We start from the raw sequence: 26,096 nt of genomic DNA, 5'->3' as shown, positions 1-26,096 counted from the left end.
CGGGTGGTTCGTGCGGGTCGGTCAGGCGGCGGGCTGGAGCAGGTCCCAGCGGTTTCCGTACAGGTCCTGGAAGACGGCGACGCTGCCGTAGGGCTCGTGCCGGGGCTCTTCCAGGAAGGTCACGCCGGCGGCGGTCATCCGGGCGTGGTCGCGGGCGAAGTCGTCGGTGTGCAGGAAGAACCCGACCCGGCCGCCGGTCTGGTCGCCCACCCGGGCGCGCTGGTCGTCGTCCTTGGCGCGGGCGAGCAGCAGTCCGGTGCCGTGCCCCTCGGTGCCGGGTTCCACGACGACCCAGCGGGAGCCGTCCGGCCGCGGCGCGTCCTCGACGAGCCGGAACCCGAGGGCTTCGGTGTAGAAGCGGATCGCCTCGTCGTAGTCGCGGACGACGAGAGTGACCAGGGCGACGCGTCGCATGGGGGCCTTTCGGTGGAGCGGTTAGCGGGAGAGGTTATACGTAAAACGTATCGGACGCCAGTCGCTTTCTCGGCACTGCAAGGACGGCGACGAGGAGGCCGACGAGGATCATTGGGAGGCGGCCCGGCGGGCAGTCGGGACGGAGCCGCGCCGGGGGGGGACGGCGCTCGGCTAGCGCGCCGCTTCGCCCTGGGCGACCTCGACCCGGTGGTGGAAGTCGATCATTCCGGTGGCGGAGGCGGTGCACGACAGCGCCGCGCACGCCGCGAGCAGGACCGCCACCCCGGTACCGGCGCGGCGCCGGGCGGGAGGTGCCGCCAGCAGAGCCGCGACCCGCCGGGGTACCGGCCCTGTCGTGGCCCCCGGCACGAACGCCGGCCGCTCGGCCGACGCGCCCTGCCCCGCCAGCGCGGCCCGTGCGATCGCACGGGCCGTCAGCCGCCGGTCCCCCACCGCGCCGGCCGCGGCCTCGTCGGCGGCCCGTTCCGCGGCCAGCCGCACCACGTCCCGGACCCGCCGCAGCGCCGGATGGCAGTGCGCGGCGAGTTCGGCGGCGGCCAGGAAGAAGTGGTGCCCTCCGCTGTTGTGGGCCCGTTCGTGCGCGAAGAGGGCTTCGCGTTCGGCGCCGTCGAGGCTGCGCAGCATCCCGGTGGTGATGACGATCCGGTGCGGCCGTCCCGGCAGCGCGTACGCGTCCGGGCCCGGCGCGTCCACGACGCACAGGTCACCGGCGGCGGGGCCCCGTCCGGCCTCGGCGCGGGCCGCGCGGAAGGCGCGCGTCTGCCGGAGCACCCAGCGTGTGACCGTCCAGGCGCAGACCGCGAGCGCGCCCACCCCGAAGGCGGCGAGCGGCAGGGTGTAGCGGTCGGAGAGCGTGTGCAGCGGCCGGACCAGCTCGCCGAGCGCCGCGAAGTACGGCAGCTTGAACAGCCCGGTGAGGACGAACGCGCCGAGCACGGTCAGGACGCAGCCCGCGAGGGCGACGGCGGCGACGGTGACCGTCCAGAGGGCGGCGGCGGGCGCCAGCCGGTCCAGGGCCCGCCGGGCGAGCGCGGGCAGCGCGAACGGCACCAGCAGCGGCAGCACCAGCAGCGCGGTCATGACGCCCCGGACTGCTCGTCGGCGTCCAGCAGGCTGCGCAGGACCCGCTCGTCGTCGGGGCTGAGCTGGGCGACGAAGCGGGCGAGCACGGCCTCCCGGTCGGTGTCGCGGTCCAGCTCGCTGTGCATCCGCTTCGCGGTCAGGCCCTGTGCGTCCTGGACGGGGAAGTAGGCGAAGCCCCGGCCTTCCCGGTGGCGGGCGACCACGCCCTTGTCGTGCAGCCGGGTGAGGATCGTCGTCACGGTGGTGCGGGCCAGGTCGGCCCCGAGGCTCTGCTGCACCTGCCCGGGGGTCTGCGGCGCGCCCGCGGCCCAGAGCGCCGCCATGACGCTCGCCTCCAGCTCACCGGCGGGCCGGCGTTCGTCTTTCGCGTCGGCCATGGAAGGTTCCTCACTCCTTCTTCGTCACCAGTCCTGAGTCCTGCGGCCCTTCCCCGGAAGTGTAGGCGGCCGGACCGCGCCCACCGCCTGCGCGCCCGCCCCGGCCGGCACCGCGGACACCGACGGGAGGCCGCCGCCGGGGCGCGCTGGACGTGGATCCGGGAGGCGAAACCGAGGTGGTCCAGGGGCGCATCCGGGGTGATTCGGGAGGCGCGCCCGGGGCGATCCAAGAGGCGCGTCCGGGGTGCAGGACGGGCGCGGCCGGCGGTCTCGCGCCCCGGGCCCCGGGCTCCGCGCCCCGCGAAGAGCACCGATCCCGACCGCCCCGCCGAGCGGTCCCGCCCCGTGCCGTCCTTGCCGGAGCCGGGCACAGGGTGCGCCGGGGTCGGCGGAACGGGCGGAACCGCGTGCGTCCGGGTCGGCGGAGCGGGCGCGACCGGCGTCAGGCGGGCGGGTCGATGTGCGACGCGTCGAGGCGGGTCAGTTCCGCCTCGGTGAGGCGGAGCGCGCCCGCCGCCACGTTCTCGGCCAGGTGGTCGGGGTTGCCGGTGCCGGGGATGGCGAGGACGTGCCGGCCCTGGTGCAGGGTCCAGGCGAGGCGGACCTGCGCGGGGGTGGCGTCGTGCGCCCGGGCGACGGCGAGGACGGCCTCGTCGTGGTCCGAGGTGGCGCCGCCGCCCGACCCGGCCTCGCCGGCGACGGCGAAGAAGGGCACGAAGGCGATCCCGCGTTCACCGCAGAGGCGGACCAGTTCGTCGGTGTCCGCGTCCCGCCGGTCCAGTCCCCAGCGGTTCTGCACGCAGACGACGGGTGCGATGGCCAGCGCCTCGTCGAGATGGCGCGCCGTGACGTCGGAGATCCCGAGGTGCCGGATCAGCCCCGCCGTACGGAGTTCGGCGAGGGCGCCGAAGTGCTCGGCGATCGAGTCCTGCCGCATCCGGCGCAGGTTGACCACGTCGAGGTGGTCGCGGCCGAGCTGGCGCAGGTTCTCCTCGACGTGTCCGCGCAGCTGGTCGGGGCGGGCGGCGGTGGCCCACGCGCCGGAGTGGTCGCGGTGGGGACCGACCTTGGTGACGATGACCAAGTCGTCCGGGTACGGGGCGAGCGCGGTGTTGATGAGTTCGTTGGCGGAGCGCAGGGCGGAGAAGTAGAAGGCGGCCGTGTCGATGTGGTTCACGCCGAGTTCCCGCGCCCTGTGCAGGACGGCGATCGAGCGGCCGCGGTCGCTCGGCGTGCCCTGGTGGAAGGCGGCGCTGCCCGTCAGCCGCATCGCGCCGAAGCCGAGGCGGTGGACGGGCAGGTCGCCGAGGTGCCAGGTGCCGGACGCGTCCGCGGTGATCGTTTCGGAGGTCATCGGCGGAGTCTGGCACACGGACCCGAGGGATCAGCAGTACAGGTTGCCGCCCGCCGGGACCCCGAGGATCTGGGTGAACTTCTGGTAGGCGCTGACCCGGCTCTGGACCTGGGCCGGATTGCGGCCGTCGCACTCCAGGGAGCCGTTGATGGAGCGGATGGTCTGGCCGAAGCCGGCCTGGTTGACCATGGCGTTGTGGCCGGTCATGGTGCCGGGGCCGCGCTGGGTGTTCCAGTACCACAGGCCGGTCTTCCAGGCGACGGCCGCGTTGTTCTGGACTTGCCAGGGGTTGTTGAGCAGGTCGATGCCGAGTGCGTCCCCGGCCGCCTTGTAGTTGAAGTTCCAGCTGAGCTGGATGGGCCCGCGGCCGTAGTAGGCGGCCTGTCCGGCCGGGCAGCCGTAGGACTGGCTCCGGTCGCAGTACGTGGGGTAGTTGGCGGTGTTCTGCTCGACGACGTAGACCAGTCCGCCGGTCTCGTGGCTGACGTTGGCGAGGAAGGCCGCCGCCTCCTGCTTCTTGACGGTGGCGCTGCCGGTGTTGGCGAACGCCGGGTAGGCGCCGAGTGCGGCGGTGAGACCGCTGTAGGTGTAGAAGGAATTCCGGTTCGGGAACATCTGGTTGAACTGCGCCTCGCTGACGACGAAGCCGGCGGCGGAGGCCGTGGGGGCCGCCTGGAACACCAGGGCGGAGCCGCCTATGGCGAGCGAGGTCAGGAGTGCGGCGATACGGCGCCTCGACACGGATGAACTCCTTCTCGGAGCACGGCCGCACCCCGCAGAGGGGGAGCGGCCGCGGTGGGGGGTGTGAGGCACACTCAACTGCTTTGGTCTGTACCAGTCAAGGGTGTAGACCAGTCATCCGCGAGCCGGCCCCCCGGCCGACGGTGTCCGCAATTGCGCCCGGAAACGGGCGAGTCGGGCCAGGCGGGCGCACTGGTCAGGCCGGGTCAGCTCAGCGGCTTTGCGAGGACCGCCTTGCGGTGGCTGAACGTCTCGATGGAGTAGCGGCCGTGGTAACTGCCCATGCCGCTCTCCCCCACTCCCCCGAACGGCAGGTCGGAGACGGTGAGATGGGCGACCGGAAGGCCCAGTCCGAGTCCGCCGGAGGAGGTCTCGGCGGCGATCCGGTCCCGGGTGCCGGCGGACTCGCTGAAGACGTAGAGCGCGAGCGGCTTGTCGCGGTCGTTGATGAAGCCGATCGCGCCGTCCAGGTCCGGGACGGTGACGATGGGCAGGATGGGGCCGAAGATCTCCTCCCGCATCACCGGGGAGCCGGGGTCGACGTCGGCGAGCACGGTGGGCGCGATGTACTTGGCGGCCCGGTCGGTGTCGCCGCCCAGGGCCACCCGGCCGGAGCCGAGCAGCCCGCTGAGCCGGTCGAAGTGCCGTTCGTTGACGATCCGGCCGTACTCGCCGGACTCCTTGGGCTCCGTGCCGTACAGCTCCCGTACGGCCCTGACCAGTTCGGGCTCCAGGGCGGCGGCCGTCGCGGGGTCGGTCAGGACGTAGTCGGGGGCCACGCAGGTCTGTCCGGCGTTGAGGAACTTGCCGCGCGCCAGCCGGTCGGCGACCACCGCGAGGTCGACGTCCCGGTCGACGAACGCGGGCGACTTGCCGCCGAGTTCGAGGGCGACCGGGGTGAGGTGTTCGGCGGCGGCTCGCATGACGACCCGGCCGACCGTGCCGTTGCCGGTGTAGAAGATGTGGTCGAAGCGTTCGGCGAGCAGGGCCGTGGTCTCCGGGACACCGCCCTCGACCACCGCGACGGCGTCGGTGTCGAGGTACTCGGGCAGCAGCTTGGCGAGTGCCGCGGAGGTCGCCGGGGCCAGTTCGCTGGGCTTGGCGACGACCGCGTTGCCCGCGGCGAGCGCACCGGCCACCGGGGCGAGCAGCAGTTGGGCGGGGTAGTTCCACGGGGCGATGACGAGGACGACGCCGAGCGGGTCGTACTGCGTCCAGGCGCGCGCGTCGGAGCCCAGGTGCGCCGGGACGGGGGCGGACTCGGGGCGCAGCCACTCCGCCAGGTTCTGGAGGCTGTGGTCGATCTCGCGGACGGTGAAGTCGATCTCGGTGCGGTTGGCCTCGACGGCGCTCTTGCCCAGGTCGGAGTGGAGGGCGGCGGCCAGCTCGTCGCGGCGCTCCGTGAGCAGGGCGCGCAGCCGGTGCAGCTGGCCGGTGCGCCACGCGACGGGCTTGGTGCGGCCGGTGCGGAAGGTGGCGCGCAGCCGGGCGACGACGTCGGCGGGCTGCTCGGGGGTGGACTGGTTCACGGATGCCTCGCTGGTGGTGCGTACGGGCCTGACGGCCCTGCTGGGTGTCGGACGATCGGATGCATAATGCAACCTTTCAGGGGCCGAAGTAAATTCCGCCGCCCGGGGACCACCGTGCGCCGCGCCCGGCGCGGCCCGTCGAGGACACGCCGTGCGGCCCTCCCTCCGGTCCCGCCGCGAGGCGGGGACGCCTGCTCGCGCCACCCACCGGCCGGACCGCGCCGGGCAGCCGGTCCACGGGGGCTCCCCGGTCGCCGGGGCCTCCCCGGTCCACGGGGCCTCCCCGGTCGCCGGGGGGACGCACCCGCCCTCCACACGAACGGCCTGCCCCCGGGTTCGGCGCCCGGCTCGCACAGCCGGAAGAATCCCGTCCATGACCATCGCCGCACACCCGCTCGTCACCCGCGCCCGCCGGCTCGCCGACGATCTCCTCTCCCCCGCCGCGGAGCGCGTCGACCAGGAGGGGGTGCCGGTGAGCCACATCGAGGCGATCAGGGAGTCGGGGCTGCTCGGCCTGAACGCGCCGGTGGCGTACGGCGGTTCGGCGGCGCCCGCGGCCGTGGCCCGGGAGACCGCGGAGATCCTGGCCGGCGCGTGCTGCTCGACCTGGTTCGTGCAGACCCAGCACCACACGCCGGTGCTGACCCTGGCCGGTGCCGAACCGCCGGTGCGCGAAAGGCTGCTCGGCGCGCTCGCGCGGGGCGAGCTGCTGTCCGGGGTGGCGTACGCGCACCTGCGGGCCCATCCGCGCGTCCCGGTGCGGGTGCGGCGGGAGGCGGGCGGCCGGCGCTTCCACGGCACCGTTCCCTGGTACACCGGCTGGGGCCTGAACGACGTGCTGCTGCTGGCCGGGGTGACCGAGGACGACGAGGCCCTGTTCGCCTTCGCCGAGGCGCGGGAACAGCCGGGGCTGCGCGCGTCGCCGCCGATGCGGCTGGCCGCGCTCACCGCGTCCCGGACGGTGTCCCTGGACCTGGACGGCCTGTGGGTGCCGGAGGACTCCGTCGCGCTCCGGATGCCGTACGAGGACTGGGCGGCCACGGACCGCCTGCGGACCCGCAACGTCAGCCCGGCCGTCTTCGGGATCACGGAGGCGGCCCTCGCCCTGGTCGACGACGCGTACGCCGCCGAGCTGCGGGCCCGCACCGACCAGGTGCGCCGCCGGGCCTACGCGCTCGCGGACGATCCGCGGCCGCGGGAGCACCTGCGGGAGCGGCTGGCGCTGCGGGCCGAGGCCTTCACGCTGATGCGTACGGCGACCACGGCGGCCGTGGTGACCGGCGGCGGCCGGTCGATGGCCGTCACCGAGCGGGCCCAGCGGCTGGCGCGGGAGGCACTGTTCCTGCTGGTCCAGGGCCAGACCGCAGAGACTCGCACGGCCCATCTGGAGCGGCTCGCGAACCCGCCGGGCTGAGCGATCCGCCGCCGCGCCGGGGCGGCCGGGCCACGCGCGGGGACCGTCCGGCACGTGGCCTGCTCCGAAGGGAAGTTGCCGTCACCCGAGGGCGGCGTCCTCGTCCGGCGGCCTGGCCCGGGCTGCCCGAGCCGCCGCCGTTCGCCTCCGGGCCGAGAGGCGTGGCCGGGCCACGCGCGGGGACCGTCCGGCACGTGGCCTGGCCCGAAGCGGAGTTGCCGTCACCCGCGGGCGCTGACCCCGTCCGGCGGCCTGACCTGAGCTGCCCGAGCCGCCGCCGTTCGCCTCCGGGCCGGGAGGCGCGGCCGGGCCACGCGCGGGGACCGTCCGGCAAGTGGCCTGCTCCGAAGGGGAGTTGCCGTCACCGGCGGACGCTGTCCCCGTCCGGCGGCCTGGCCCGAGCTACCCGAGCCGTCGCCGTTCGCCTCCGGGCCGGGGGGGCGGTCAGGGGGTCAGTCGTCTTCCGCGCCGGGGACCACGACCAGGAACGCGTCCGACCTCAGGTCCATCACGACCGTCGCGGGCTCACCCGCGGCGCGGCACTCCGCCGCGTACTCCTCCGCCGGCCACGACCCCCGCGGAGATCCGGCAGGAAAACGTTCCAACACCTTCGCGCTCATAGCGGCAGACACCTCCAGCGTCCTGGCCTCCGGCCGAGTCCCGTCCTGGGATCCGCCTGCCCGCGATCGACGCGGACATGCCCAGAAGGCGAGCGCTCCGCCGTCCGCCGCCTCCGGTCGACCGCCGTCGCCGACGGGCGGATCATGGAACCCGCCGCATCCGCGACGACGGCACACGTGGAACTGATCTCCAGGGGGGCCGACCCGGAGGAACGCAGAGCTGATGAACGCAGACGACCACGTCCCCGGCCTGCGCTGCCTGGTCACCGGGGCGACGGGATACATCGGCGGCAGGCTGGTCCCGGAGCTGCTCACCGAGGGCCACCGGGTGCGCTGCCTGGCGCGCTCCCCCGAGAAGCTGCGCGACCACCCCTGGGCCGGTCAGGCGGACGTCGTGCGGGGCGATGTCACGGACGCGGCCGACGTCGCCGAGGCCATGCGGGACATCGACGTGGCGTACTACCTCGTGCACGCGCTGGGCAGCGGACACGACTTCGAGGAGACCGACCGTCGGGCGGCACGGATCTTCGGCGACGCGGCCCGGGCCGCGGGCGTCCGGCGGATCGTCTACCTCGGCGGGCTCACCCCGTCCGGCGTCCCCGAGTCCGAGCTGTCCCCGCATCTGCGCTCGCGCGCCGAGGTCGGCCGCATCCTGCTGGACTCCGCAGTGCCCACGACCGTGCTGCGGGCCGCGGTCGTCATCGGTTCCGGTTCCGTCTCCTTCGAGATGCTGCGCTACCTCACCGAGCGCCTGCCGGTCATGGTCACGCCGAGCTGGGTGCGGACCCGCATCCAGCCCGTCGCGGTCCGCGACGTGCTGCGGTACCTCGTCGGCAGCGCCCGGATGCCGGCCGGCGTCAGCCGCGCCTTCGACATCGGCGGGCCGGACGTGCTGACGTACCGCGACATGATGATGCGGTACGCGGCGGTGGCCGGGCTCCCGCGCCGGGTGATCTTCCCGGTGCCGGTGCTGACCCCCGGCCTGTCCAGCCACTGGGTCGGCCTTGTCACCCCGGTCCCCGCGTCGATCGCCCGGCCGCTCACCGAGTCGCTGCGCCACGAGGTCGTCTGCCACGAGCACGACATCGCGCGGTACGTGCCGGACCCGCCCGGCCACCCGTTCGGCTTCGACGAGGCGGTACGGCTGGCCCTGCAACGCATCCAGGACGCGCAGGTCACCACCCGCTGGTCATCGGCGGCGGTGCCCGGCGCGCCCAGCGACCCGCTGCCCACCGACCCGGACTGGGCCGGCGGCAGCCTGTACACGGACCGCCGGGAACTGCCCGTGAACGCCTCCCGGGAGGCCCTGTGGCGGGTGATCGAGGGGATCGGCGGCGACAACGGCTGGTACTCCTGCCCGCTGGCCTGGGCGGTACGGGGCCGCCTCGACCGGCTGGTGGGCGGGGTCGGGCTGCGCCGGGGACGGCGGGACGCGGCGCGGCTGCGGGCCGGTGACTCGCTGGACTTCTGGCGGGTGGAGGAGATCGAGCCAGGCCGGCTGCTGCGGCTGCGCGCCGAGATGCGGCTGCCGGGGCTGGCCTGGCTGGAGATGTACGCCGACACCGACCCCGGCGGCCGTACCCGCTACCGCCAGCGGGCCCTGTTCCATCCGCACGGGCTGCTCGGCCACGCCTACTGGTGGAGCGTCTCCCCCTTCCACGCGATCGTGTTCGGCGGCATGGCCCGCAACATCGCGCTGGCCGCGACCCGCGACCCGGCCGTCCCCGCGCGGGAATTCACGGCCGGTGGGTGACCGGCCGCATCCGCGGCGCCCTCCGGCGCGGAAGTGATTCGCCGGCCGCCCGCCCTTCGATCCCGGAGAAGCCCCATGAACGTCTCGGTCGTCCTGTTCACCGCGGATCTGCGGCTGCACGACCATCCGCCGCTGCGCGCCGCGAACGAGTCCCGCGAGGTGGTGCCGCTGTTCGTCCGCGACCGGGCCGTCATGGACGCCGGGTTCGCCGTGCCCAACCGGCTGGCGTTCCTCGCCGACTGCCTGCACGACCTCGACGGCGGGCTGCGCAAGCGAGGCGGGCGGCTGGTGGTGCGCAGCGGCGACGTGGTCGAGGAGGTGTGCAAGGTGGCCGCCGAGACGGACGCCGACGAGGTCCACATGGCGGGCGACGTCAGTGCCTACGCCCACCTGCGGGAGCGGCGGCTGCGCCGGGCGCTCGAGGCGGAGGGACGGCGGCTGCACGTGCACGACACCGTGACCACCGCCGTGACGCCCGGCGAGGTGACCCCGGCCTCCTCGGACCACTTCGCCGTCTTCACCCCGTACTTCCGCCAGTGGTCGGGCGTGCCGCTGCGTGACGTGCTGGCCGCGCCGCGCACCGTACGGGTCCCGGAGGGCGTCGGTTCCGAGGAACTGCCCTCGCGCACCGGCCTGTCCGGGGTATCCGAGGGCCTGGCGGCCGGCGGGGAGACGGAGGCCCGCAGCCGCATGTGCGCGTGGCTGCGCGGCGGGATCGGTGCGTACGAGGACCGCCACGACGACCTGGCGGGCGACGCCACCTCCCGTTTCTCGCCCCATCTGCACTTCGGCACGCTCTCCCCCGTCGAACTGGTGCAGCGGGCGCGCACGGTGGAGGGACCCGGCGCGGAGGCCTTCGTCCGGCAGCTCGCCTGGCGGGACTTCCACCGCCAGGTGCTCGCCGCCCGGCCCGGGGCCGCGACCGCCGACTACCGCACCAAACGCGACCGCTGGCGCTCCGAGTACGCCGCGCGGGCGGACATCGAGGCCTGGAAGACGGGCCGCACCGGATACCCGGTGGTCGACGCGGCGATGCGCCAGCTGCGCCACGAGGGCTGGATGCACAACCGGGGCCGGCTGCTGGCCGCGAGTTTCCTCGCCAAGACGCTGTACGTCGACTGGCGGGTGGGCGCCCGCCACTTCCTGGACCTCCTGGTCGACGGCGATGTCGCCAACAACCAGCTCAACTGGCAGTGGATGGCGGGCACCGGCACCGACACCCGCCCCAACCGCGTCCTCAACCCCGTGACCCAGGCCAAGCGTTACGACCCCGACGGCGAGTACGTCCGCCGCTGGGTGCCCGAACTCACCTCGCTCCAAGGCCCGGCGATCCACGAACCCTGGAAGCTGCGCGGGCTGGACCGGGCCGCCCTCGACGACTACCCGGACCCGATCGTCGAACTCTCCGAAGGCCTCGCCCGCTTCAAGCAGGCACGCGGCCGCGACTGAAGGAGCCCCGCCCATGGCCACCCCGCACTGGCTCTTCGGCGACCAGCTCGGCCCGCACTTCCTGGCCGCGGGCGAGGGCGGGCCCGAGCACGGCGCGCCGGTGGTGATGATCGAGGCCAGGTCGGTCTTTCGGCGCCGGCGCTTCCACCGGGCCAAGGCCCATCTGGTGCTGTCCGCGATGCGCCACCGCGCGGCCGAACTCGGCGACCGGGTGCGGTACGTGCAGGCCGAGACCTACCGTGAGGGCCTGCGGAAAGCCGTCGGGGACGGCCCCCTGACGGTCCATCACCCCACCTCGCGGGCCGCGCTGCGGCTGGTGTCGGCGCTGCCCGGCGTCACGGTCCTGCCCGCGCGCGGATTCCTCGTCCCGCACGGGGACTTCGGCGCCTGGGCGGACGGCCACGGCGGACAGCGGCTGCTCCAGGAGGACTTCTACCGCTGGGTGCGGCGCGGTCACGGCATCCTCATGGACGGGGACGCCCCGGCCGGCGGCCGGTGGAACCACGACCACGACAACCGCGAGCCGCCGCCGAAGGGCGCGCGGACGCTCGGTGTGCCGGCCCCGTACCGGCCGCGCGAGAGCGAGGTGGACGAGGAGGTCCGCGACGACCTCGACCGCTGGGAGCGCGAGGAGGGCATCCGGTTCGTGGGACGCGACGGGCCGCGCCGGTTCCCGGCCACCCGCCGGGAGGCGCTCGCGGCGCTGCACCGGTTCGTGGAACGGCGCCTGACCGGTTTCGGCCCGTACGAGGACGCCGTGCTCGCCGCCGACCCGGTCATGAGCCACAGCCTGCTGTCCTCGTCCCTCAACCTCGGGCTCCTGGACCCGCTGGAGTGCGTGGCGGCGGCCGAGTCGGCCTGGCGCGCCGGTGCGGCACCGGTGAACAGCGTCGAGGGGTTCGTCCGGCAGATCGCCGGCTGGCGCGAGTACGTGTGGCAGCTGTACTGGTACTTCGGCGAGGACTACCGCGGGCGCAACGCGCTCGGGCACCACGCGCCGCTGCCGGAGTGGTTCCTGGAACTGGACGCCGACGCGGTCACCGCGCACTGCCTGGCCACGACGCTGGCGCAGGTGCGGGACACCGGCTGGACCCACCACATCCCACGGCTGATGCTGCTCGGCAGCCACGCCCTGCAGCGCGGCTGGGACCCGGCCGCGGTGACGGACTGGTTCCACCGCTGCTTCGTCGACGGCTACGACTGGGTGATGCTGCCGAACGTGGTCGGCATGTCCCAGTACGCGGACGGCGGGCGCATGACGACCAAGCCGTACACCTCCGGCGGCGCCTACGTGCACCGCATGAGCGACCTGTGCGGGCCGTGCGCCTACCGCCCCACCGACCGGGTCGGCGACCGGGCCTGCCCGTTCACCGCCGGCTACTGGGCCTTCCTGCACCGCCACCGCGCCCGGCTGTCCGGCAATCCCCGCATGGCGCGGGCGGTCCAGGGCCTTGACCGCCTGAGCGACCTGGACGAGGTCCTGCGCACGGAGAGCCGCCGAGGCGACGGGCCGCCTTAGGGCGTGGCGCGCGGCCGCACGCAGGTGTGGTCCGCGGACCACGGCGGCTTGGACGGAAACGGTGGCCCGGCGGGCTGCGCGGAAGCGCCCGCCGGGGCGTCCCGGACGCGGGGGCGGCCGTCCGGACCTGCCGAGGGGCCGTCAGGACGGTTCGCCGGCCACCGGTTCGTGGTACACGGCGGCCAGGATGTCGACGGCGTTCTGCAGGCTCGACGGCCGGAACATGCCGCGCACGGGCGGCCCGGACCAGCCGGTTCCGCCCAGCACGACGAGGGGACGGCGGCGCGCGCCCTTCACGCCCCACTGGGTGTCGGCGACGTGCCGGGCCAGCGGCAGGCTCGCCGTGGAGCGGGCCTGCGCCCACAGCACCACGGCCGCCGGCCCGAGCCGCCGTACCGCGGCCGTCAGCGCCTCCGCCGGGACGGCGGCGCCGAACATGCGGGTGGGCAGACCGAGTTCGGCCAGCGCCGCGTTGAGCGCCTCGATCGGCAGGGTGTGCTGCTCACCGGGGACGCAGGCCAGGATGACGGGTCCGGCGCCCTGCCGGTCGGGCGGCGGGGTACGGCGGCGCAGGGCGCTGGAGACGTGCCAGGACAGGAGGTGCTCGACCTCGACGTAGCGGTCGCCGGACGAGAACCACTTGCGCCCCACGGCGTGCAGGGTCGGCACCATCACCTCCTGCCAGGCGACCGTGACGCCGTACTGGTCCACGGCGGCGGTGAGCAGTTCCTCGACGGCCGGCGCGTCCAGCCGTACGGCCGCGCGGGCCAGGCCGCGGCACTCCTGGCGCACGCCGGACAGGGGCAGCGCGCCGGCCGCGTGCGACGGGCCGGCGCGCTCCGGTGGCACCTCCGCCACCGTCCCGGCCGGTGCCCCGGCGGTCTGCCGGGCGGCGCGTGCGGCCTCGGCCGGCGGCACTCCCGTCGTGGTCAGCCGGCACATCTCCTCCAGCACCGCGACGTCCTGCGGGGTCCAGCGGCGGTGCCGTCCGTCGGCGCGGACCGCGGGCCCGATGCCGTAACGGCGGTCCCAGGAGCGGAGGGTGGTGGGCGACACGCCGAGCCGGCGGGCCAGTGCACCGGTCGTCAGGGGCACGTCCGCCGCCTGCGCGGACCGTCCCGGCTCGTCCGGCGCCCCGCCGTGCGAGGCGCGCGCCGTGGCGGATGCCTGACTCATGACATCCACTATACGACGCAGAAACGATGCGAGTTGATGGAGCGGTTCCGCTGCTCGGACGATGAACGGGTTCCCTGCAACGTGAGGAGCCGTCGACATGAGCCCGCAGGACAGTGCCGTGGTACCGGCGCCGACGGCGGAGTCGCGCACCGACGAGGAGCTCGCGCGCGGCCTCGTCGCGGGGGACGAGGACTGCCTGGCGGCGGCCTATCGCCGCTGGTCGTCGCTGGTGCACACGCTGGCCTGGCGATCCCTCGGCGACGCCAGGGAGGCGGAGGACGTGACCCAGCAGGTGTTCCTCGGGGTGTGGCGCGGGCGTGGGGGTTTCCGTCCGGAGCGCGGCTCGTTCGGCGGCTGGATCACGGGCATCACCCGGCGGAAGATCGCCGACGCGCTCACCGCGCGCACCCGGCGGCTCGCCGTGATCGCGTCGGCCGGTTCGTCGCTGGCCCTCGCCGATCCCGCGGCCCGGCAGCCCGAGGCGGCCCTGGACCGGGTCATCGTCCTGCACGAGCTGGCCAAGCTGCCCGCCGCCCAACAGCGCGTGCTGCGGCTGGCCTTCTACGAGGACCTGACCCACCTCCAGATCGCGGAGCGCACCGGCTGGCCGCTGGGCACGGTCAAGAGCCACGCCCGGCGCGGCCTGTGCCGCCTGCGCGGCAGTCTCCAGCCGGACATGGGCGGCTGAACGGCACACCCGTTCGCAGGCCACACCTGTTTTCGATGCGAAAACGCTGCACCCGCGGCTCGATGCGCCCTGGACTCCGCTCTACACATAAAGGCGAAATAAGAGCACAATGTCCAATAGCGGCGTATATCGCCCGCATCAGACGCGGTCAGGCTGCACAGTCAAAGGAGACGACTCATGGCCAACGTCTCGCACGGCAGAAGCGACATATCGAGCCACCCCGATGTAGGCGAGATGCGGGAGCGTTACGACCGCATGCTCGGCGGTCGTGATGTGGCCCTCGTGGACGGACCGGTGTTCCTGCTCGGTCTGTACTGCGCGGCGTCCCCGTGGATCCTCCACTACACGGCGAGCCAGCCGGCGCTGATGACCCACAACCTGATCATGGGCATAGCGATAGGCCTCCTGGCACTCGGGTTCACCCGGGCCCCTGAGCGCATGTACGGCCTGAGCTGGGCCATGTGCGCCCTCGGCATCTGGATGATCATCGCGCCTTGGGTGGTCGGCCGCAGCCCGGACACCGGCGTCATCATCAACAACGTGATCATCGGCGCACTGGCGCTCTGCCTCGGGCTGGTGTGCGCCGCCTCGGCGGCCAAGCGGACGCCCGTGCCGTAGTCGCACAGAGCTCCCCCTCAGAAGGGAGGACGCGGGACCGGTCCGGTGACGGCGGACCGGCCCCGCCGCGCTGTTCACCGGCCGGGCACCAGCCAGGGCTCCTGCGGGAGCGGCGCGCCGGTCTCGACGAGGGACTTCAGGTTGGACAGCACGGCCGGCCAGCCGGCCGAGACGGCCCGGAGCTCGTCCTCGCCGTCCAGGTCCTCGTGGGTGACGGTGAGCCGGACAATGTCGGCGTGCGGTTGGATGTCGAAGGTGACCCGCGAGTGCCGGTGCGGCTCGCCCTCCCGCTCCGGCGCGGCCCAGGTGGTCACCAGCCGGGTCGGGCGCTCGCTCTCCACGACGGTGCCGACCGCGTCGGCGATGCCGGAGCCGTCGGTGCGCACGTGTTCCCAGCGGGAGCCGGGCCGCCAGTCGGAGACGTTGGAGTGCCCCCAGTACGCTGCGGTCAGGTCGGCGTCGGTGAGGGCGTCCCAGACCTTCTCCGGAGTACTGGCGATGTAGGTGACGTAGACATAGCTGGGCTTGTCGCTCATGGCTTCCTCGGCTCGTCGCTTCAGCTCGCCGAGCGCGCGCAGCCGCGGGCGCTCGAACTTGTCGATCCACCGCTCCTGGATCTCGTGGAGCGGCACGGGGTTGAGGTAGTGCAGCTTCTCCCGCCCCCGCCGCACCGTGCTGATCAGACGCGCGCCCTCCAGGACGGCCAGGTGCTGGGTCACCGACTGCCGGGTCATCGCGATGCGTTCGCACAGCTCGCCCAGCGTCTGGCCGTTCTGCTCGTGCAGCCGGTCCAGCAGCCGCCTGCGCGTCTCGTCGGCCAGCGCCCTGAAGACCTGGTCCGTCCCGTTGTCGCCCTCTGATCGCACACTCAACGTTATGCAGGCATCTGCCTGCATGTCAAGGCCGGCGGTGTCCGTCACGCGTCCGCTCCCCTGGCGACGAACGAGATCCACACGTCGGCGGGCAGGTCCGGCCGGCCCGGCACCGGGCGGGCCTCCTCCGTCCAGGCCTCGCCCGCGACCTCGGCCGCGACCCGCCGCCAGAAGCAGACGGCACCGGGGTTCTCGTACTGGAAGGCGACCTCCCACCGGCCAGGATGCCGGGCCAGGACCGCGCGCGCGGTCCGCAGACCGAGGCCCGCGCGGCGCGCGCCGCGGACCACGAAGAAGCTGTTGAGCACCCGCACGGGCGCGTCCAGGCCCCGCACGAACGCGAAGCCGGCCGGCTGTCCGTGCGACTCGAACAGGTACGGCGCCCAGCCGGCCGAGGTGAAGGCGTCCTCGACGCGTTCGGCGCGGAACGTCCCGTCGGGGCGGGGCAGAAGCGCGTGGAACTCGGAGAGATCATGACGGAACATCAGCCACAGCCGTTCGACGACCGGGCGGTCCTCGGCGGAGGCGGGGCGGACGACGACGTCGGCGCTCGGGGCGCCGGTCCGGGGATCGGAGAGGGAAGGAGACATGAAAAAAGCCTCACCCGGCGGGAGTCGACCGCCGGATGAGGCTGACAGGTGGTGCGGAGCCTACACCGCGACCGGGTCCTCGGGGGCGAGATACTCCTCGCTGATCTCCTTGCGCCCGAACGGCCACACCTTCTCCAGGCGGGCCCAGACCAGGAACGCCACGCAGCCGAGGGCGAGCCAGGCCAGGGACCATTCGATGGGGTGGCGGCCCGGGGAGTTCTTGTCGGCGTAGCCGTAGATCACGCACCAGCCCGCGAAGGCGACGATGCTCGGCACCGGGTAGAGCCACATGCGGTACGGCCGCTTCAGCGTCGGCTGGCGGCGTCGCAGGACGGTGAGCGCGAGGATCTGCGCGAGCGCCTGCACGATCACCATCACCGTCGTGAGGAGCTGGATCAGCGTGGCCAGGTCGGTGTGGCGGCCGATCAGGAAGCCGATCGCGGTGATCACGCCCATGGTGGCCAGGCCCAGCATCGGGAAGCGGTGCCTGGGGTGGAGCTTCTCGTAGGGCCGGAAGAAGACCCGGTCGCGGGCCGCGTCGTAGGGCACCCGGGAGCCGCCGAGCAGGCCGGTGAAGACCGAGGCGAAGGCCGTGATCAGGATCAGCACGGTGACCGTGTCGGCGGCACCCTTGCCCCAGGTCTTCTCCAGGACCGCGGAGGCCACCGAGGTCGACGCGATGTCACCGGGGTTCGTCATGCGGTGCCAGTCGATGACGCCGAGCGTGCCGATCTGCAGCAGCAGGTAGATCGCCATGATGCCGACGATCGAGAAGAGGATGGAGCGCGGCAGAACACGGCCCGGGTCCTTGATCTCGGCGCCCATGTAGGCGGTGGTGTTGTAGCCGAGGTAGTCGTAGATGCCGATGGTCAGGCCCGCGGCGAAGCCCAGCCAGAAGTGGTCGCTGGTCAGGTCGAAGGCGTGCGCCGGGTAGGTGAAGGCCAGGTGCGGGCTGAAGTCGGAGGCCGCGGCGACGATCACCAGCAGCACCGAGACGATCATCACGGTCCACATCACGGCGGTGATCTTGGCGATGTGCTCGATGCCCCGCCAGAGCAGCAGCACGACCAGGGCGATGATGCCGAGTCCGACGAGGTCGCCGGAGGTCTGGCCGAGGCCGGGGGCGAGATAGCCCAGGTACTGCACGAAGCCGACCACGCCCGTGGACATGATCAGCGGGATGAAGAGCATCGCCGTCCAGACGAACAGAAACGGCATCAGGCGTCCGGTGCGGTACTGGAAGGCCTGGCGCAGGTAGACGTAACTGCCGCCGGAGCCGGGCATCGCGGCACCGAGTTCGGCCCAGACGAGGCCGTCGCAGAGCGCGAGCAGCGCGCCCGCGACGAAGCCGATCACCGCCTGCGGGCCGCCGAACGCGGAGACCATCAGCGGAATGGTCACGAACGGGCCGATGCCGCACATCTGGCTCATGTTGATGGCGGTGGCCTGGAACAGGCCGACCCGCCGGACGAAACCGCCGTCGGACGGCGGGCTACCGGGACCGAGGGGACTACCGGGACTACCGGACATGAGGGCTCCTGAGCGAGGCGCTGACGGGGAGAGCGGGACGCGGACGACGGTCGGCGGCCGAATCGGCGCGATGGCCGATAAAGTTAAGGAGCCTTACTAGATGCGTCAAGTATGTGTCAGGAATCGGTGAGAATGGTGCGATGGCCGCCAGCGACGTCGTAGAGCAGCAGGAACAGCCCTGGAGCCGGCAGCGACTGCGCAGCACCAACGAGCGGCTGCTGCTGGACCGGCTGCGCCGGCTCGGGTCCGCCTCCCGTGCCCAACTCGCCCGCGAGACCGGCCTGTCGAAGCCGACGGTGTCCAGCGCGCTGGCGGCGCTCGCATCGGCGGGCCTGGTCCGCGAGGCGGGCACCCACGCCCCGGAGCGCGGCCGCACCGCCGTGCTCTACGCACCCGACCCGGCCGCCGGGTACGCGCTCGGCGTCGACGTGGGCCGCGGCTGGCTGCGGGTGGCCGTCGCCGACCTGGACGGCACCCTGGTGGCCCGCTCCGACGTGCGCAACCGGGCCCGCGGCTCGGGCGCCATGGCGGACCTGCTGGTCACCACCGCACGCCGGGCCGTCGCCGACTCCGGGGTGGATCCGGCCGAGGTGGTGCACGGCGTGGTCGGCACGCCCGGCGTGTACGACGAGCGGCAGCGGCGGGTCCGGTACGCGATGCACCTGCCGGGCTGGGGGCGGGCCGGGCTGTTCGACCGGATGCACGAGGAGCTGGGCGTCCCGCTGGAGGTGCACAACGACGCCAACCTCGCGGCGCTCGGCGAGTACACCTACGGCGTCGGGGCGGGCAGCCGGCTGTTCGCGTACATCATGATCGGCACCGGTCTGGGCATGGGCGTGGTCAGCGAGGGACGGCTGTTCACGGGGGCGCACGGACTCGCCGGGGAGATCGGCTTCCTGCCCTGGCCAGGGCAGCAGCGCAAACCGGAGCGGCTGGAGGACGCGGTGTCGGGGGAGGCCGTGGTCGAGGCGGCGCGCCGGTTCGGGATGACCGGGCAGCTCACCGCGAAGTCCGTGTTCGACGCGGCCCGCCAAGGCGATCGGGCGGCCGTCGAGGCGGTACGCCTGGAGGGCGAGCGCATCGCGCACACGGTGGCCGCGGCCGCCGCCGTGCTCGACCCCGACCTGGTGGTCCTGGGCGGCGGGGTCGGTCACAGCGTCGACCTCCTGCTGCGTCCGGTACGGGAGCACCTGCGCACCCTCACCCCGCTGCGCCCGAAGCTCGCGCCCGGCCGGCTCGGCGAGGACGCGGTGCTGCTCGGGGCGGTGGCCACGGCCCTCGGCACCGCCCGTGACCTGGTCTTCGAGCGCAGGTCGGCCGCGCCCTGACGGCGCACGCCGAAGCCGCGTCCTGAATCCGCCGCCGCCAACTCGCGCGGCGGCCACGGTGATTGACACCGCCCTTCCGGGACCCTAGCTTGAGCCGAGTTAGTAAAGTTTCCTAACTTTACGAGCCTGGAGACCACCGTGTTCCCTCGCCGTGCCCCCGCACACCGCCTCGCCACGGCCGCCGTGGCCCTGGGCCTGCTCGGTTCACTCAACACGAGCGCCTGGGCCGCGGGCCACGACCCGGCCCACGGGCCCGCCCGGATCACCCGTGTGCCGTCCGCCGCCGGATCGCAGACCCCGCTGTCCGGCTACGCGATCCGCTCGACGGCCGACGTGGGCGACTCCGCGGAGGAGGTCTCCTCCCCCGGCTATCCGGCCCGGGGCTGGTATCCGGCGGGCCCCCGCTCGACGGTGCTGGCCGCGCTCCTCGCCGACGGCGCGTACGACGACCCGTTCGTCTCCACCAACCTGCAGAAGATCCCCAAGTCGCCCTTCCAGGTGCCCTGGTGGTACCGCAGCGACTTCACCGTGACGGACACCTCGCACCGCACCTACCTGGACTTCAGCGGCGTGATCTCGGCGGCGGACGTGTACGTCAACGGCCACCGGGTCGCGACCACCGCCGACGTCACCGGCGCCTACACGCATCACGAGTTGGACGTCACCTCGCTGGTCGGGGCCGGGACCAACACGGTCGCCTTCCGGATCCGGCCCAACGACCCGGACAAGAACCTCACCATGGGCTGGATCGACTGGCTGCAGCCGCCGCCGGACCAGAACATGGGCATCGTCCGGGACGTCCTGGTCCGGCGCGGCGGCCCGGTCGCGCTGCGCGACGCGCACGTGGTGACGAAGCTGGCGGTGCCCTCCCTCGCGGCCGCCGACCTGACGGTGAAGGCCGAGGCCCGCAACGACTCCGACCGGCCGGTCACCGCCGAGGTGTCCGGCACGGTCGCCGGAGTGGCCGTGACCAGGTCGGTCGAGCTCGCCGCCCACCAGAGCAGGACCGTCACGTTCACGCCCGCCGACGTCCCCGGCCTGCGCATCGCCGCACCGAAGGTGTGGTGGCCGGCCGGCATGGGCGGGCAGCCGCTGTACGACCTCGACCTCACCGCCTCCGTCGCCGGCAAGGCGTCGGACACCGCGCACGAGAGCTTCGGCATCCGTGACGTCCGGGCTCCGCTGAACTCCGACGGCGCCCGCCAGTACTCGGTCAACGGCCGCAGGCTGCTGATCAAGGGCGGCGGCTGGTCACCGGACGAGTTCCTGCGCTGGGACCCGGCCTATGTCGAGGACCGCCTGAAGTACGCGCTCGACCTGGGCCTGAACGCGATCCGCCTGGAAGGCCACATCGAGCCCGACGAGTTCTTCGACCTCGCCGACCGGTACGGCATCCTCACCCTGCCCGGCTGGGAGTGCTGCGACAAGTGGGAGGGCCAGGTCAACGGCGACGGTGAGCGGGGCGAGAAGTGGACCGCCGCCGACTACCCGGTCGCCCAGGCCTCGATGGCCGCCGAGGCCGCCCGGCTGCGGGACCACCCGAGTGTCGTCTCCTTCCTGATCGGCAGCGACTTCGCTTCCGACGCGAAGATCGAGAAGATCTACCTGGACGCGCTGCGCGCGGCCGACTGGTCCGTCCCCGTGGTCTCTGCCGCCTCCGACAACTCCACTCCCCAGCTGGGCAGTTCGGGCATGAAGATGACCGGGCCCTACGACTGGGTCCCGCCGAACTACTGGTACGCCAAGCGGGAGGGCGGCGCCACCGGCTTCAACTCCGAGACCAGCGCGGGCCCGGACATCCCCACCCTGGACACCCTGCGCCGCATGATGACCCCGGCGGAGCTGGACACCCTCTGGAAGAACCCGGACCTCAAGCAGTACCACCGCTCCCCCTCACCGGTCTTCGGCACGCTCAAGGTCTACGACACCGCCCTCAGCGGCCGGTACGGAGCCCCGACGAGCCTGACCGACTACGTCCGCAAGGCGCAGCTCGCGCAGTACGAGAACGTCCGCGCCCAGTACGAGGCGTACGGCCGCAACCAGACCGACGCAGACAAGCCGTCGACCGGCGTCGTCTACTGGATGTTCAACAGCGGCTGGACGTCCCTGCACTGGCAGCTGATGGACCGTTACCTCGACCAGGGTGGCGCCTACTTCGGCGCGAAGAAGGCCAACGAGCCGCTGCACGTCCAGTACTCCTACGACGACCGCACGGTGGCCGTCGTCAACAACCGGCACACCGAGGCGTCCGGCCTCACCGCGCGGGTGACGCTCTTCGACCCGGACGGCACGCAGCGGTACGACAGGACGGCCACCGGCCTCTCGGTCAGGGGCGGCGGCGCGCACACCACCGCCCTGACCGTGCCGGCCTCGGTGGGCGGGCTGCCGTCCACCTATCTGGCACGGCTGGTCCTGACCGACGCGAGCGGCCGGGAGGTGAGCCGCAACGTCTACTGGCTCTCCACCAGGCCCGACACCCTCGACTGGGCGAAGACCGACTGGTGGCACACGCCGACGACCGGTTCCGCGGACCTGACGGGACTGTCCTCGATGGCCCGGGTCCCGGTCACGGCGGCGGCGTCCACGACGGAGGCCGGCGGCACGTCCGCCACCACGGTCACGGTCCGCAACACGGGCACCGGGAAGACTCCGGCCCTGCTGACGGACGTCCACCTGGTCGACGCCGACGGGAAGCCCGTGCTGCCGGTCCGCTGGTCGGACAACGAGGTGAGCCTGTGGCCCGGCGAGTCGGCGACCCTGACCGCGACCTACCGGACCGCCGACCTGCACGGCTCTCAGCCCCGGGTGCGGGTCTCCGGCTGGAACGCGGTGGAGCGGACGGTTCCGGCAGGAGCGCCGGAACCGTCCGTCCCGCTCAGCTCACGTTGAGCGCGGTGTCGTCGAGGACGAAGGACGTCTGGAGGGTCGATCCCTCCACGCCGGTGAACTTGACGGTCGCCGTGGTGCCCGCGAGGGAGGAGACGTCGAAGCCCTTGAGGACGTATCCGGAGGCCGCGTTGAGGTTCGAGTACGTGGCCAGGGTGGTGGATCCCGCGGTCACCGTCAGCTTGTCGTAGGCGGTGCTGGTGGTGGTCTCCGCGGTGTCCACGTGCAGGTAGAAGCTGAGGGTCGCGGAGCAGCCGGACGGGATGGTCACCGACTGGGACAGGGTGTCGGTGTGGGCGGATCCGTAGCCGTCGAGCCAGGCCTTGTACGAGCCGGTGCGGGCGGCCTCGCTGCTGGAGTTGGTGATGACGCCGCTGCTGCCGGTCCAGGTCGTGTTGCCGGACTCGAAGCCCGGGTTGCCGAGCAGCTGGGCGGCGGTGCAGGTACCGCCGCCGCCACCGCCTCCGCCCCCGCTGCTGCCGCCGCCGGCGAGCCAGGCGGTGGCGTTCAGGGCGAGGGCCGCGTTGGTGGCGCCGCTGTCGTTCCAGCCGTCGTAGAGCGTGTTGCCGGACTGGCCGGTGCCGTCGTCGATCGGGGAGCTGTCGCCCCAGAAGGCGACCCGGCCGCTGCCGAAGGTGCTGGTGGCGAAGAAGGCGCCGGTGTTGCCCGAGTAGCCGCTGCGGTAGACCAGGCCCTTGACGGCGGAGTTGTCGGACGGCTTCAGGGTCGCGGTGGTGCCGTCGGCGATCAGGCTCTTGGTGACGTTGCCGAAGGAGCCGTGCAGGACCGGGTTGGTGCTGTCGCTGATCGCGGCCGGGTACCCGGAGCTGATGTCGAGGGTGTCGATCGAGAAGCCGAACGGGTCGGTCGAGTCGACGCTGTTGTTCGTCATCAGGTCGTTGAAGATCTCGACGGCGTCGTAGCCGTCGTTGTTGCGGTCCGCGCCGGTGTGGTCGGAGACCATGAACAGGCCGCCGCCGTTCTTCACGAAGGTCATGATGGCCGTCTTCTCGGCACTCGTGAACAGCGTGTTGGGCTCCGGCAGCACGAGCGCGTCGAACTTGGACAGGTCGGTCGTCGACGAACCGCCGTACGTCAGCGCGCTGGTGGCCGTCTTCAGGCTGTAGCTGCCGGTCTTCTGGAGAGCGACGCCCCAGGACGACAGGGCGCCGGTCCAGTCCGTCTCCGAGGACGGGGTGGAGTCCTGGGAGAGCGGGTCGGGCTTGCTGGTGGAGATGATCCAGTCCGCGTTGCCGGCCTCCTCGGCGTGGCCGTCGTCGAACAGGACGCGATAGGGGGTGGCCGCGTGCGCGGGCGCGGCCGCGGTGCCGACCTGGAGGGCGGCACCCGCGGTGAACAGGGCGAACCCGGCCAGGGCGGTGGTGATTCTGTGGCGGGATCTGCTGGATCCGAACATCCGGCGAACCTCCATGAGGGGGTGGGGTAAAAGCGGTGGGGCGCCAATTCTTCGCGCGTAGAACGTGGTTGAGATTTCTACACGCGTCGACTGATTGAAAGGTACATGGCATGTCTGATCGGTGAACAGAAAACCGCTGTAACAACCGGAGGGGACTGCGCGCGAATTGAGCGGGCAGATTGGAGTCAGCAGGACCCGACGAAGAGGGGCGGACATGGAGATCTCGGGCATCATCAGTGCCATCATCATCGGAATCATCATCGGTGTGCTGGGACGCCTGGTCGTCCCCGGCCGCCAGCACATCGGCATCGTGCTGACCATCGTCGTCGGCATCGTGGCGGCGCTGGTGGGCTCGGCGATCGCGGCCGGCTTCGGCGTGGCGGACACCAAGGGCCCCGACTGGATCGAGTGGTTCATCCAGATCGCGCTGGCGGCGCTGGGCATCGCGGCGCTCGACCGCAGCCGCGGCCGCCGCTGAACCGTGGGGGCCGCGCCGCCGGCCGACGGGCCGCGGCGCACACACGTAGATACCTACGCGCATACGCACGCAGAACGCTCCAGGGCGACCGCGGGGAGGCAGTCCCCGCGGTCGCCCTGCGGCCGTCCCGCGGCCAGGTTGGCGGCGAAACTGGGGCCGGACAGCCCGGCCGCGGGCCCGCCCGGTCAGCCGAGTTCGAGCGTCGTCACCCCGAAGACGCGCTCCAGGGCGTAGTCGCGGACCGGCCCGGTGTACATCCGGGCGGTCTCGAACGAGGGGGTGAATCCGGCCTCTTCGGCGAGGGCGACGCCGGCCGTGCTGGTCTCCGGCACGTCGACGGCGACCTGGGCGCCGGCCGCGTGTGCCATGAGGGCGGTGAACAGGGCTCGGGCGTCCTCGGCGGTGTCGGCGAACAGGGGGCCGACGCGCAGGCAGTCGTGGCCGGGGCGGATCACGCCGTACCCGGTGACGCGGTCGCCGTCGTGGCGGACGAAGGCCCGGTGGCCGGCGGCGGTGAGCCAGGCCGCCAGGAACCGCGGGCGGTCGGCCGGGCAGCAGAGGCCGTCGTAGGCGGTGAGCGCCGGCAGGTCGGCGGCGCGCGCGGGGCGGACGCCCGCGGGGATCCCGGCGGCCGGGGCGGCGCCCACGTACCGGGCGGTGCGGTAGGCCGGTTCGAAGCCGGACCTGCGGTAGTTGTCCTGCTGGGCGACCACCCCGTCGAGGCCGACCGTGCGGGTGCCGGCGTGCGCGAGCGCGGTCTTCCAGGTGGTGAGGCCGTGACCGTGGCCGCGCAGGTCGGGGCGGACCAGGTACCAGCCGAGGAAGGCGTAGTCGGCGTCGTAGGTGACGACGGAGATGGCCGAGACCGGTACGCCCTCGACGCGGCCGATGAAGAACCCGTCGGGGTCCTGGGCGAAGAAGGCGGGGAGGTCCGAAAGACCGGGGTTCCAGCCCTCGTCCACGGCCCAGTCGCGGACCACCGGCCAGTCCTCGGGCGTGGCCTGGGTGACGACGAGGTCCTGGGGGGCCGGGGAGGGCATCGGCGGGCTCCGTTCGACTGCGGGGGCGGGCGGGCGCTGCGGTCGGTGCGGCGCCCGCAGCATCCTTCCCGATCACCGGGCCCGGCACCACGCCGGGATCAAGCCGTCCCCGCGCCCGGCGGGGCGTGGGGACGGCCTGCCTGCCGGGGCGGTGCGCCGGGACGCGCGCACGGCGCGGGCCCCACCGGTCGGGGTCCGGTGGGGCCCGCGGGCACGGATCCCGGCGCACCGCCTCGGCGGCGCGCCGCGGGTCAGCGCGTGCGGTCCGGGCGGAAGCGCCGGTGCAGGACGGTGCCGGCGAGCAGCAGTGCCGCACTGCCCGCGGCGGCGGCACCCGTGAGACCCGCCCCGGTGTGGGCGAGCGACGCCGTCGCGGCCGGCGGCTCGACGGCCTCGACCGGCTTGGGGGCGGGGTGCGCCTTGACCGGCGGGGTGCTCGGCGGCTCCGGGGCCGGGGTCTCCGGCGTGCTCGGGTGCTCGCCGGAGGTGTTCACGGAGGTGTTGCCGATGGCCGGATTGAGTGCCCCGACCACGTTCACGCTGTTGCCGCTCACGTTCACCGGGAGGTCGACCGGCAACTGGATGCCGTTGCCGGACAGCAGCCCGGGAGAGTCCTCCTCGGCGCCCCGCGCCGACGCGCCACCGCCCGTGGTGGCCGAGCTGCCGCCGGACGTGCCGCCCGACTTGCCGCCCGACGTGCCGCCGGTTGCGGCGGTGCCGGACGCGGCCGAGGAGCCGGACTTGCCGTCACCGGTGGAGCCGCCCACGTTCGCACAGGTGTTGCCGGCCGAAGGGTTCAGCAGCCCCACCACGTTCACGGTGTTCCCGCACACGCTCACCGGGACGTGCACCGGGAGCTGAATGCCGTTGCCGGAGATCACTCCGGGCGAACCGGCCGCAGTGCCGTCCGCGCCCGAGTCGGCCCAGGACGGGACCGCCATGGCCATCGCACCGGAGGCGGCGGCGACGGCGATCACACCGTTTCGGGTAACCCGTTTCATAGGTTCCCTGCCTTCCAGACATTGTCACGGGCGCTCGCCCGCACCGGATAAACCGGCAATGCGTCGGGCGAGTTATGGCTTATCCACATTTCACCCCATCGAGTGACAGGGATATCGAACTCGGGGCAAACCCGTGTAAGGGGTCCGAAGCCGGTGGCCGTCGCGGGACACGGCGCTCCGGCCGGGTACGCCCGCCCG

General features: G+C 73.2%; 22 protein-coding genes. 9 read left to right on the top strand and 13 right to left on the bottom strand.

The window, feature by feature from the left end:
* Positions 1-21 precede the first annotated feature (21 nt).
* From ACIQOE_RS22880 to ACIQOE_RS22855, 6 genes are all read right to left on the bottom strand, one after another.
* Complete coding sequence (locus tag ACIQOE_RS22880; protein WP_401413314.1) at positions 22-414, bottom strand: VOC family protein; 393 nt, start codon at positions 412-414, stop codon at positions 22-24.
* Positions 415-585: 171 nt separating this feature from the next.
* The gene (locus ACIQOE_RS22875) at positions 586-1,515 is read right to left on the bottom strand and encodes a M48 family metalloprotease (protein ID WP_401413312.1); all 930 of its coding nucleotides are present in this window, start codon (positions 1,513-1,515) and stop codon (positions 586-588) included.
* A complete protein-coding gene (locus ACIQOE_RS22870; RefSeq protein ID WP_351936223.1) occupies positions 1,512-1,895 on the bottom strand; it encodes a BlaI/MecI/CopY family transcriptional regulator in 384 nt (127 codons plus the stop codon). Before ACIQOE_RS22870 ends, ACIQOE_RS22875 begins: the two co-directional genes overlap by 4 nt.
* Positions 1,896-2,337: 442 nt before the next feature.
* Positions 2,338-3,249 (bottom strand): oxidoreductase, encoded by a 912-nt coding sequence (locus tag ACIQOE_RS22865; protein ID WP_401413309.1) that lies wholly within the window; start codon positions 3,247-3,249, stop codon positions 2,338-2,340.
* 30 nt (positions 3,250-3,279) lie between these two features.
* Positions 3,280-3,990: a chitinase gene (locus ACIQOE_RS22860; protein ID WP_351324212.1), complete on the bottom strand. Its 711-nt coding sequence runs from the start codon at positions 3,988-3,990 to the stop codon at positions 3,280-3,282.
* 206 nt (positions 3,991-4,196) lie between these two features.
* On the bottom strand, positions 4,197-5,894 hold the full coding sequence (locus ACIQOE_RS22855; RefSeq protein WP_401413412.1) for an aldehyde dehydrogenase family protein: 1,698 nt from the start codon (positions 5,892-5,894) through the stop codon (positions 4,197-4,199).
* Here ACIQOE_RS22855 and ACIQOE_RS22850 point away from each other — a divergent pair.
* The 4 genes from ACIQOE_RS22850 to ACIQOE_RS22835 all read left to right on the top strand — a co-directional run bounded on the left by ACIQOE_RS22850 (position 5,893) and on the right by ACIQOE_RS22835 (position 12,274).
* Complete coding sequence (locus ACIQOE_RS22850) at positions 5,893-6,933, top strand: acyl-CoA dehydrogenase family protein (RefSeq protein WP_401413307.1); 1,041 nt, start codon at positions 5,893-5,895, stop codon at positions 6,931-6,933. The genes ACIQOE_RS22855 and ACIQOE_RS22850 overlap by 2 nt on opposite strands.
* An 843-nt stretch (positions 6,934-7,776) precedes the next feature.
* Positions 7,777-9,306: an SDR family oxidoreductase gene (locus tag ACIQOE_RS22845; RefSeq protein WP_365575975.1), complete on the top strand. Its 1,530-nt coding sequence runs from the start codon at positions 7,777-7,779 to the stop codon at positions 9,304-9,306.
* Positions 9,307-9,381: 75 nt separating this feature from the next.
* Positions 9,382-10,755, top strand: coding sequence for a deoxyribodipyrimidine photo-lyase (locus tag ACIQOE_RS22840; RefSeq protein ID WP_365560074.1), 1,374 nt, complete (start codon positions 9,382-9,384; stop codon positions 10,753-10,755).
* A gap of 13 nt (positions 10,756-10,768) precedes the next feature.
* Positions 10,769-12,274, top strand: a complete 1,506-nt coding sequence (locus tag ACIQOE_RS22835) for a cryptochrome/photolyase family protein (protein ID WP_401413304.1) — start codon at positions 10,769-10,771, stop codon at positions 12,272-12,274.
* 141 nt (positions 12,275-12,415) lie between these two features.
* Here ACIQOE_RS22835 and ACIQOE_RS22830 read toward each other — a convergent pair whose 3' ends face one another.
* Positions 12,416-13,450, bottom strand: coding sequence for a MerR family transcriptional regulator (locus ACIQOE_RS22830; RefSeq protein WP_399010752.1), 1,035 nt, complete (start codon positions 13,448-13,450; stop codon positions 12,416-12,418).
* Positions 13,451-13,547: 97 nt separating this feature from the next.
* Here ACIQOE_RS22830 and ACIQOE_RS22825 point away from each other — a divergent pair, with 97 nt between their 5' ends.
* A complete protein-coding gene (locus ACIQOE_RS22825) occupies positions 13,548-14,138 on the top strand; it encodes a sigma-70 family RNA polymerase sigma factor (RefSeq protein WP_401413302.1) in 591 nt (196 codons plus the stop codon).
* A gap of 177 nt (positions 14,139-14,315) precedes the next feature.
* Positions 14,316-14,756, top strand: coding sequence for an SPW repeat protein (locus tag ACIQOE_RS22820; RefSeq protein ID WP_351324199.1), 441 nt, complete (start codon positions 14,316-14,318; stop codon positions 14,754-14,756).
* A 74-nt stretch (positions 14,757-14,830) separates the two neighbouring features.
* Here the strand turns inward: ACIQOE_RS22820 and ACIQOE_RS22815 are convergent, their stop codons facing one another.
* From ACIQOE_RS22815 to ACIQOE_RS22805, 3 genes are read right to left on the bottom strand one after another with little or no spacing between them, the layout of a single operon-like run.
* Complete coding sequence (locus tag ACIQOE_RS22815) at positions 14,831-15,622, bottom strand: metalloregulator ArsR/SmtB family transcription factor (RefSeq protein ID WP_365560066.1); 792 nt, start codon at positions 15,620-15,622, stop codon at positions 14,831-14,833.
* Positions 15,623-15,672: 50 nt separating this feature from the next.
* Positions 15,673-16,218 carry a GNAT family N-acetyltransferase gene (locus tag ACIQOE_RS22810; RefSeq protein WP_401413299.1) on the bottom strand — a complete coding sequence of 182 codons (546 nt, stop codon included), beginning with the start codon at positions 16,216-16,218 and terminating at the stop codon, positions 15,673-15,675.
* Between the two features lie 60 nt (positions 16,219-16,278).
* Positions 16,279-17,748, bottom strand: a complete 1,470-nt coding sequence (locus ACIQOE_RS22805) for an APC family permease (protein WP_363019973.1) — start codon at positions 17,746-17,748, stop codon at positions 16,279-16,281.
* Positions 17,749-17,888: 140 nt separating this feature from the next.
* On the opposite strand from ACIQOE_RS22805, the gene ACIQOE_RS22800 reads away from it, so the two are divergent.
* Complete coding sequence (locus ACIQOE_RS22800) at positions 17,889-19,076, top strand: ROK family protein (RefSeq protein ID WP_365575985.1); 1,188 nt, start codon at positions 17,889-17,891, stop codon at positions 19,074-19,076.
* A 138-nt stretch (positions 19,077-19,214) separates the two neighbouring features.
* Positions 19,215-21,965 (top strand): glycosyl hydrolase 2 galactose-binding domain-containing protein, encoded by a 2,751-nt coding sequence (locus ACIQOE_RS22795; RefSeq protein ID WP_401413296.1) that lies wholly within the window; start codon positions 19,215-19,217, stop codon positions 21,963-21,965.
* Here the strand turns inward: ACIQOE_RS22795 and ACIQOE_RS22790 are convergent.
* A complete protein-coding gene (locus ACIQOE_RS22790) occupies positions 21,952-23,379 on the bottom strand; it encodes a hydrolase (RefSeq protein WP_401413294.1) in 1,428 nt (475 codons plus the stop codon). The two genes, ACIQOE_RS22795 and ACIQOE_RS22790, sit on opposite strands and share 14 nt — an antisense overlap.
* 214 nt (positions 23,380-23,593) lie before the next feature.
* Here ACIQOE_RS22790 and ACIQOE_RS22785 point away from each other — a divergent pair, with 214 nt between their 5' ends.
* Positions 23,594-23,857 (top strand): GlsB/YeaQ/YmgE family stress response membrane protein, encoded by a 264-nt coding sequence (locus ACIQOE_RS22785; RefSeq protein WP_351324188.1) that lies wholly within the window; start codon positions 23,594-23,596, stop codon positions 23,855-23,857.
* Positions 23,858-24,042: 185 nt separating this feature from the next.
* Here ACIQOE_RS22785 and ACIQOE_RS22780 read toward each other — a convergent pair whose 3' ends face one another.
* Positions 24,043-24,897, bottom strand: a complete 855-nt coding sequence (locus ACIQOE_RS22780) for a GNAT family N-acetyltransferase (RefSeq protein ID WP_401413292.1) — start codon at positions 24,895-24,897, stop codon at positions 24,043-24,045.
* 251 nt (positions 24,898-25,148) lie between these two features.
* Positions 25,149-25,898 (bottom strand): chaplin, encoded by a 750-nt coding sequence (locus ACIQOE_RS22775; protein ID WP_399010763.1) that lies wholly within the window; start codon positions 25,896-25,898, stop codon positions 25,149-25,151.
* Positions 25,899-26,096 lie beyond the last annotated feature (198 nt).

Source organism: Streptomyces sp. NPDC091282 (assembly GCF_044757385.1).
In the GTDB taxonomy this organism is placed as follows: Bacteria; Actinomycetota; Actinomycetes; order Streptomycetales; family Streptomycetaceae; genus Streptomyces; species Streptomyces gramineus.
The sequence above is the reverse complement of the archived record's forward strand: the minus strand, read 5'-3'. Positions and strand labels throughout refer to the sequence as shown.

What these genes read in the sequence shown, in the direction of transcription:
- ACIQOE_RS22845 (WP_365575975.1), top strand. Translation starts at nt 7,777, where the DNA reads ATGAACGCAGACGACCACGTCCCCGGCCTGCGCTGCCTGGTCACCGGG.
- ACIQOE_RS22870 (WP_351936223.1), bottom strand. Translation starts at nt 1,895, where the DNA reads ATGGCCGACGCGAAAGACGAACGCCGGCCCGCCGGTGAGCTGGAGGCG.
- ACIQOE_RS22840 (WP_365560074.1), top strand. Translation starts at nt 9,382, where the DNA reads ATGAACGTCTCGGTCGTCCTGTTCACCGCGGATCTGCGGCTGCACGAC.
- ACIQOE_RS22875 (WP_401413312.1), bottom strand. Translation starts at nt 1,515, where the DNA reads ATGACCGCGCTGCTGGTGCTGCCGCTGCTGGTGCCGTTCGCGCTGCCC.
- ACIQOE_RS22790 (WP_401413294.1), bottom strand. Translation starts at nt 23,379, where the DNA reads ATGTTCGGATCCAGCAGATCCCGCCACAGAATCACCACCGCCCTGGCC.
- ACIQOE_RS22820 (WP_351324199.1), top strand. Translation starts at nt 14,316, where the DNA reads ATGGCCAACGTCTCGCACGGCAGAAGCGACATATCGAGCCACCCCGAT.
- ACIQOE_RS22830 (WP_399010752.1), bottom strand. Translation starts at nt 13,450, where the DNA reads ATGAGTCAGGCATCCGCCACGGCGCGCGCCTCGCACGGCGGGGCGCCG.
- ACIQOE_RS22855 (WP_401413412.1), bottom strand. Translation starts at nt 5,894, where the DNA reads ATGGACGGGATTCTTCCGGCTGTGCGAGCCGGGCGCCGAACCCGGGGG.
- ACIQOE_RS22800 (WP_365575985.1), top strand. Translation starts at nt 17,889, where the DNA reads ATGGCCGCCAGCGACGTCGTAGAGCAGCAGGAACAGCCCTGGAGCCGG.
- ACIQOE_RS22780 (WP_401413292.1), bottom strand. Translation starts at nt 24,897, where the DNA reads ATGCCCTCCCCGGCCCCCCAGGACCTCGTCGTCACCCAGGCCACGCCC.
- ACIQOE_RS22835 (WP_401413304.1), top strand. Translation starts at nt 10,769, where the DNA reads ATGGCCACCCCGCACTGGCTCTTCGGCGACCAGCTCGGCCCGCACTTC.
- ACIQOE_RS22850 (WP_401413307.1), top strand. Translation starts at nt 5,893, where the DNA reads ATGACCATCGCCGCACACCCGCTCGTCACCCGCGCCCGCCGGCTCGCC.
- ACIQOE_RS22865 (WP_401413309.1), bottom strand. Translation starts at nt 3,249, where the DNA reads ATGACCTCCGAAACGATCACCGCGGACGCGTCCGGCACCTGGCACCTC.
- ACIQOE_RS22805 (WP_363019973.1), bottom strand. Translation starts at nt 17,748, where the DNA reads ATGTCCGGTAGTCCCGGTAGTCCCCTCGGTCCCGGTAGCCCGCCGTCC.
- ACIQOE_RS22880 (WP_401413314.1), bottom strand. Translation starts at nt 414, where the DNA reads ATGCGACGCGTCGCCCTGGTCACTCTCGTCGTCCGCGACTACGACGAG.
- ACIQOE_RS22810 (WP_401413299.1), bottom strand. Translation starts at nt 16,218, where the DNA reads ATGTCTCCTTCCCTCTCCGATCCCCGGACCGGCGCCCCGAGCGCCGAC.
- ACIQOE_RS22825 (WP_401413302.1), top strand. Translation starts at nt 13,548, where the DNA reads ATGAGCCCGCAGGACAGTGCCGTGGTACCGGCGCCGACGGCGGAGTCG.
- ACIQOE_RS22785 (WP_351324188.1), top strand. Translation starts at nt 23,594, where the DNA reads ATGGAGATCTCGGGCATCATCAGTGCCATCATCATCGGAATCATCATC.
- ACIQOE_RS22775 (WP_399010763.1), bottom strand. Translation starts at nt 25,898, where the DNA reads ATGAAACGGGTTACCCGAAACGGTGTGATCGCCGTCGCCGCCGCCTCC.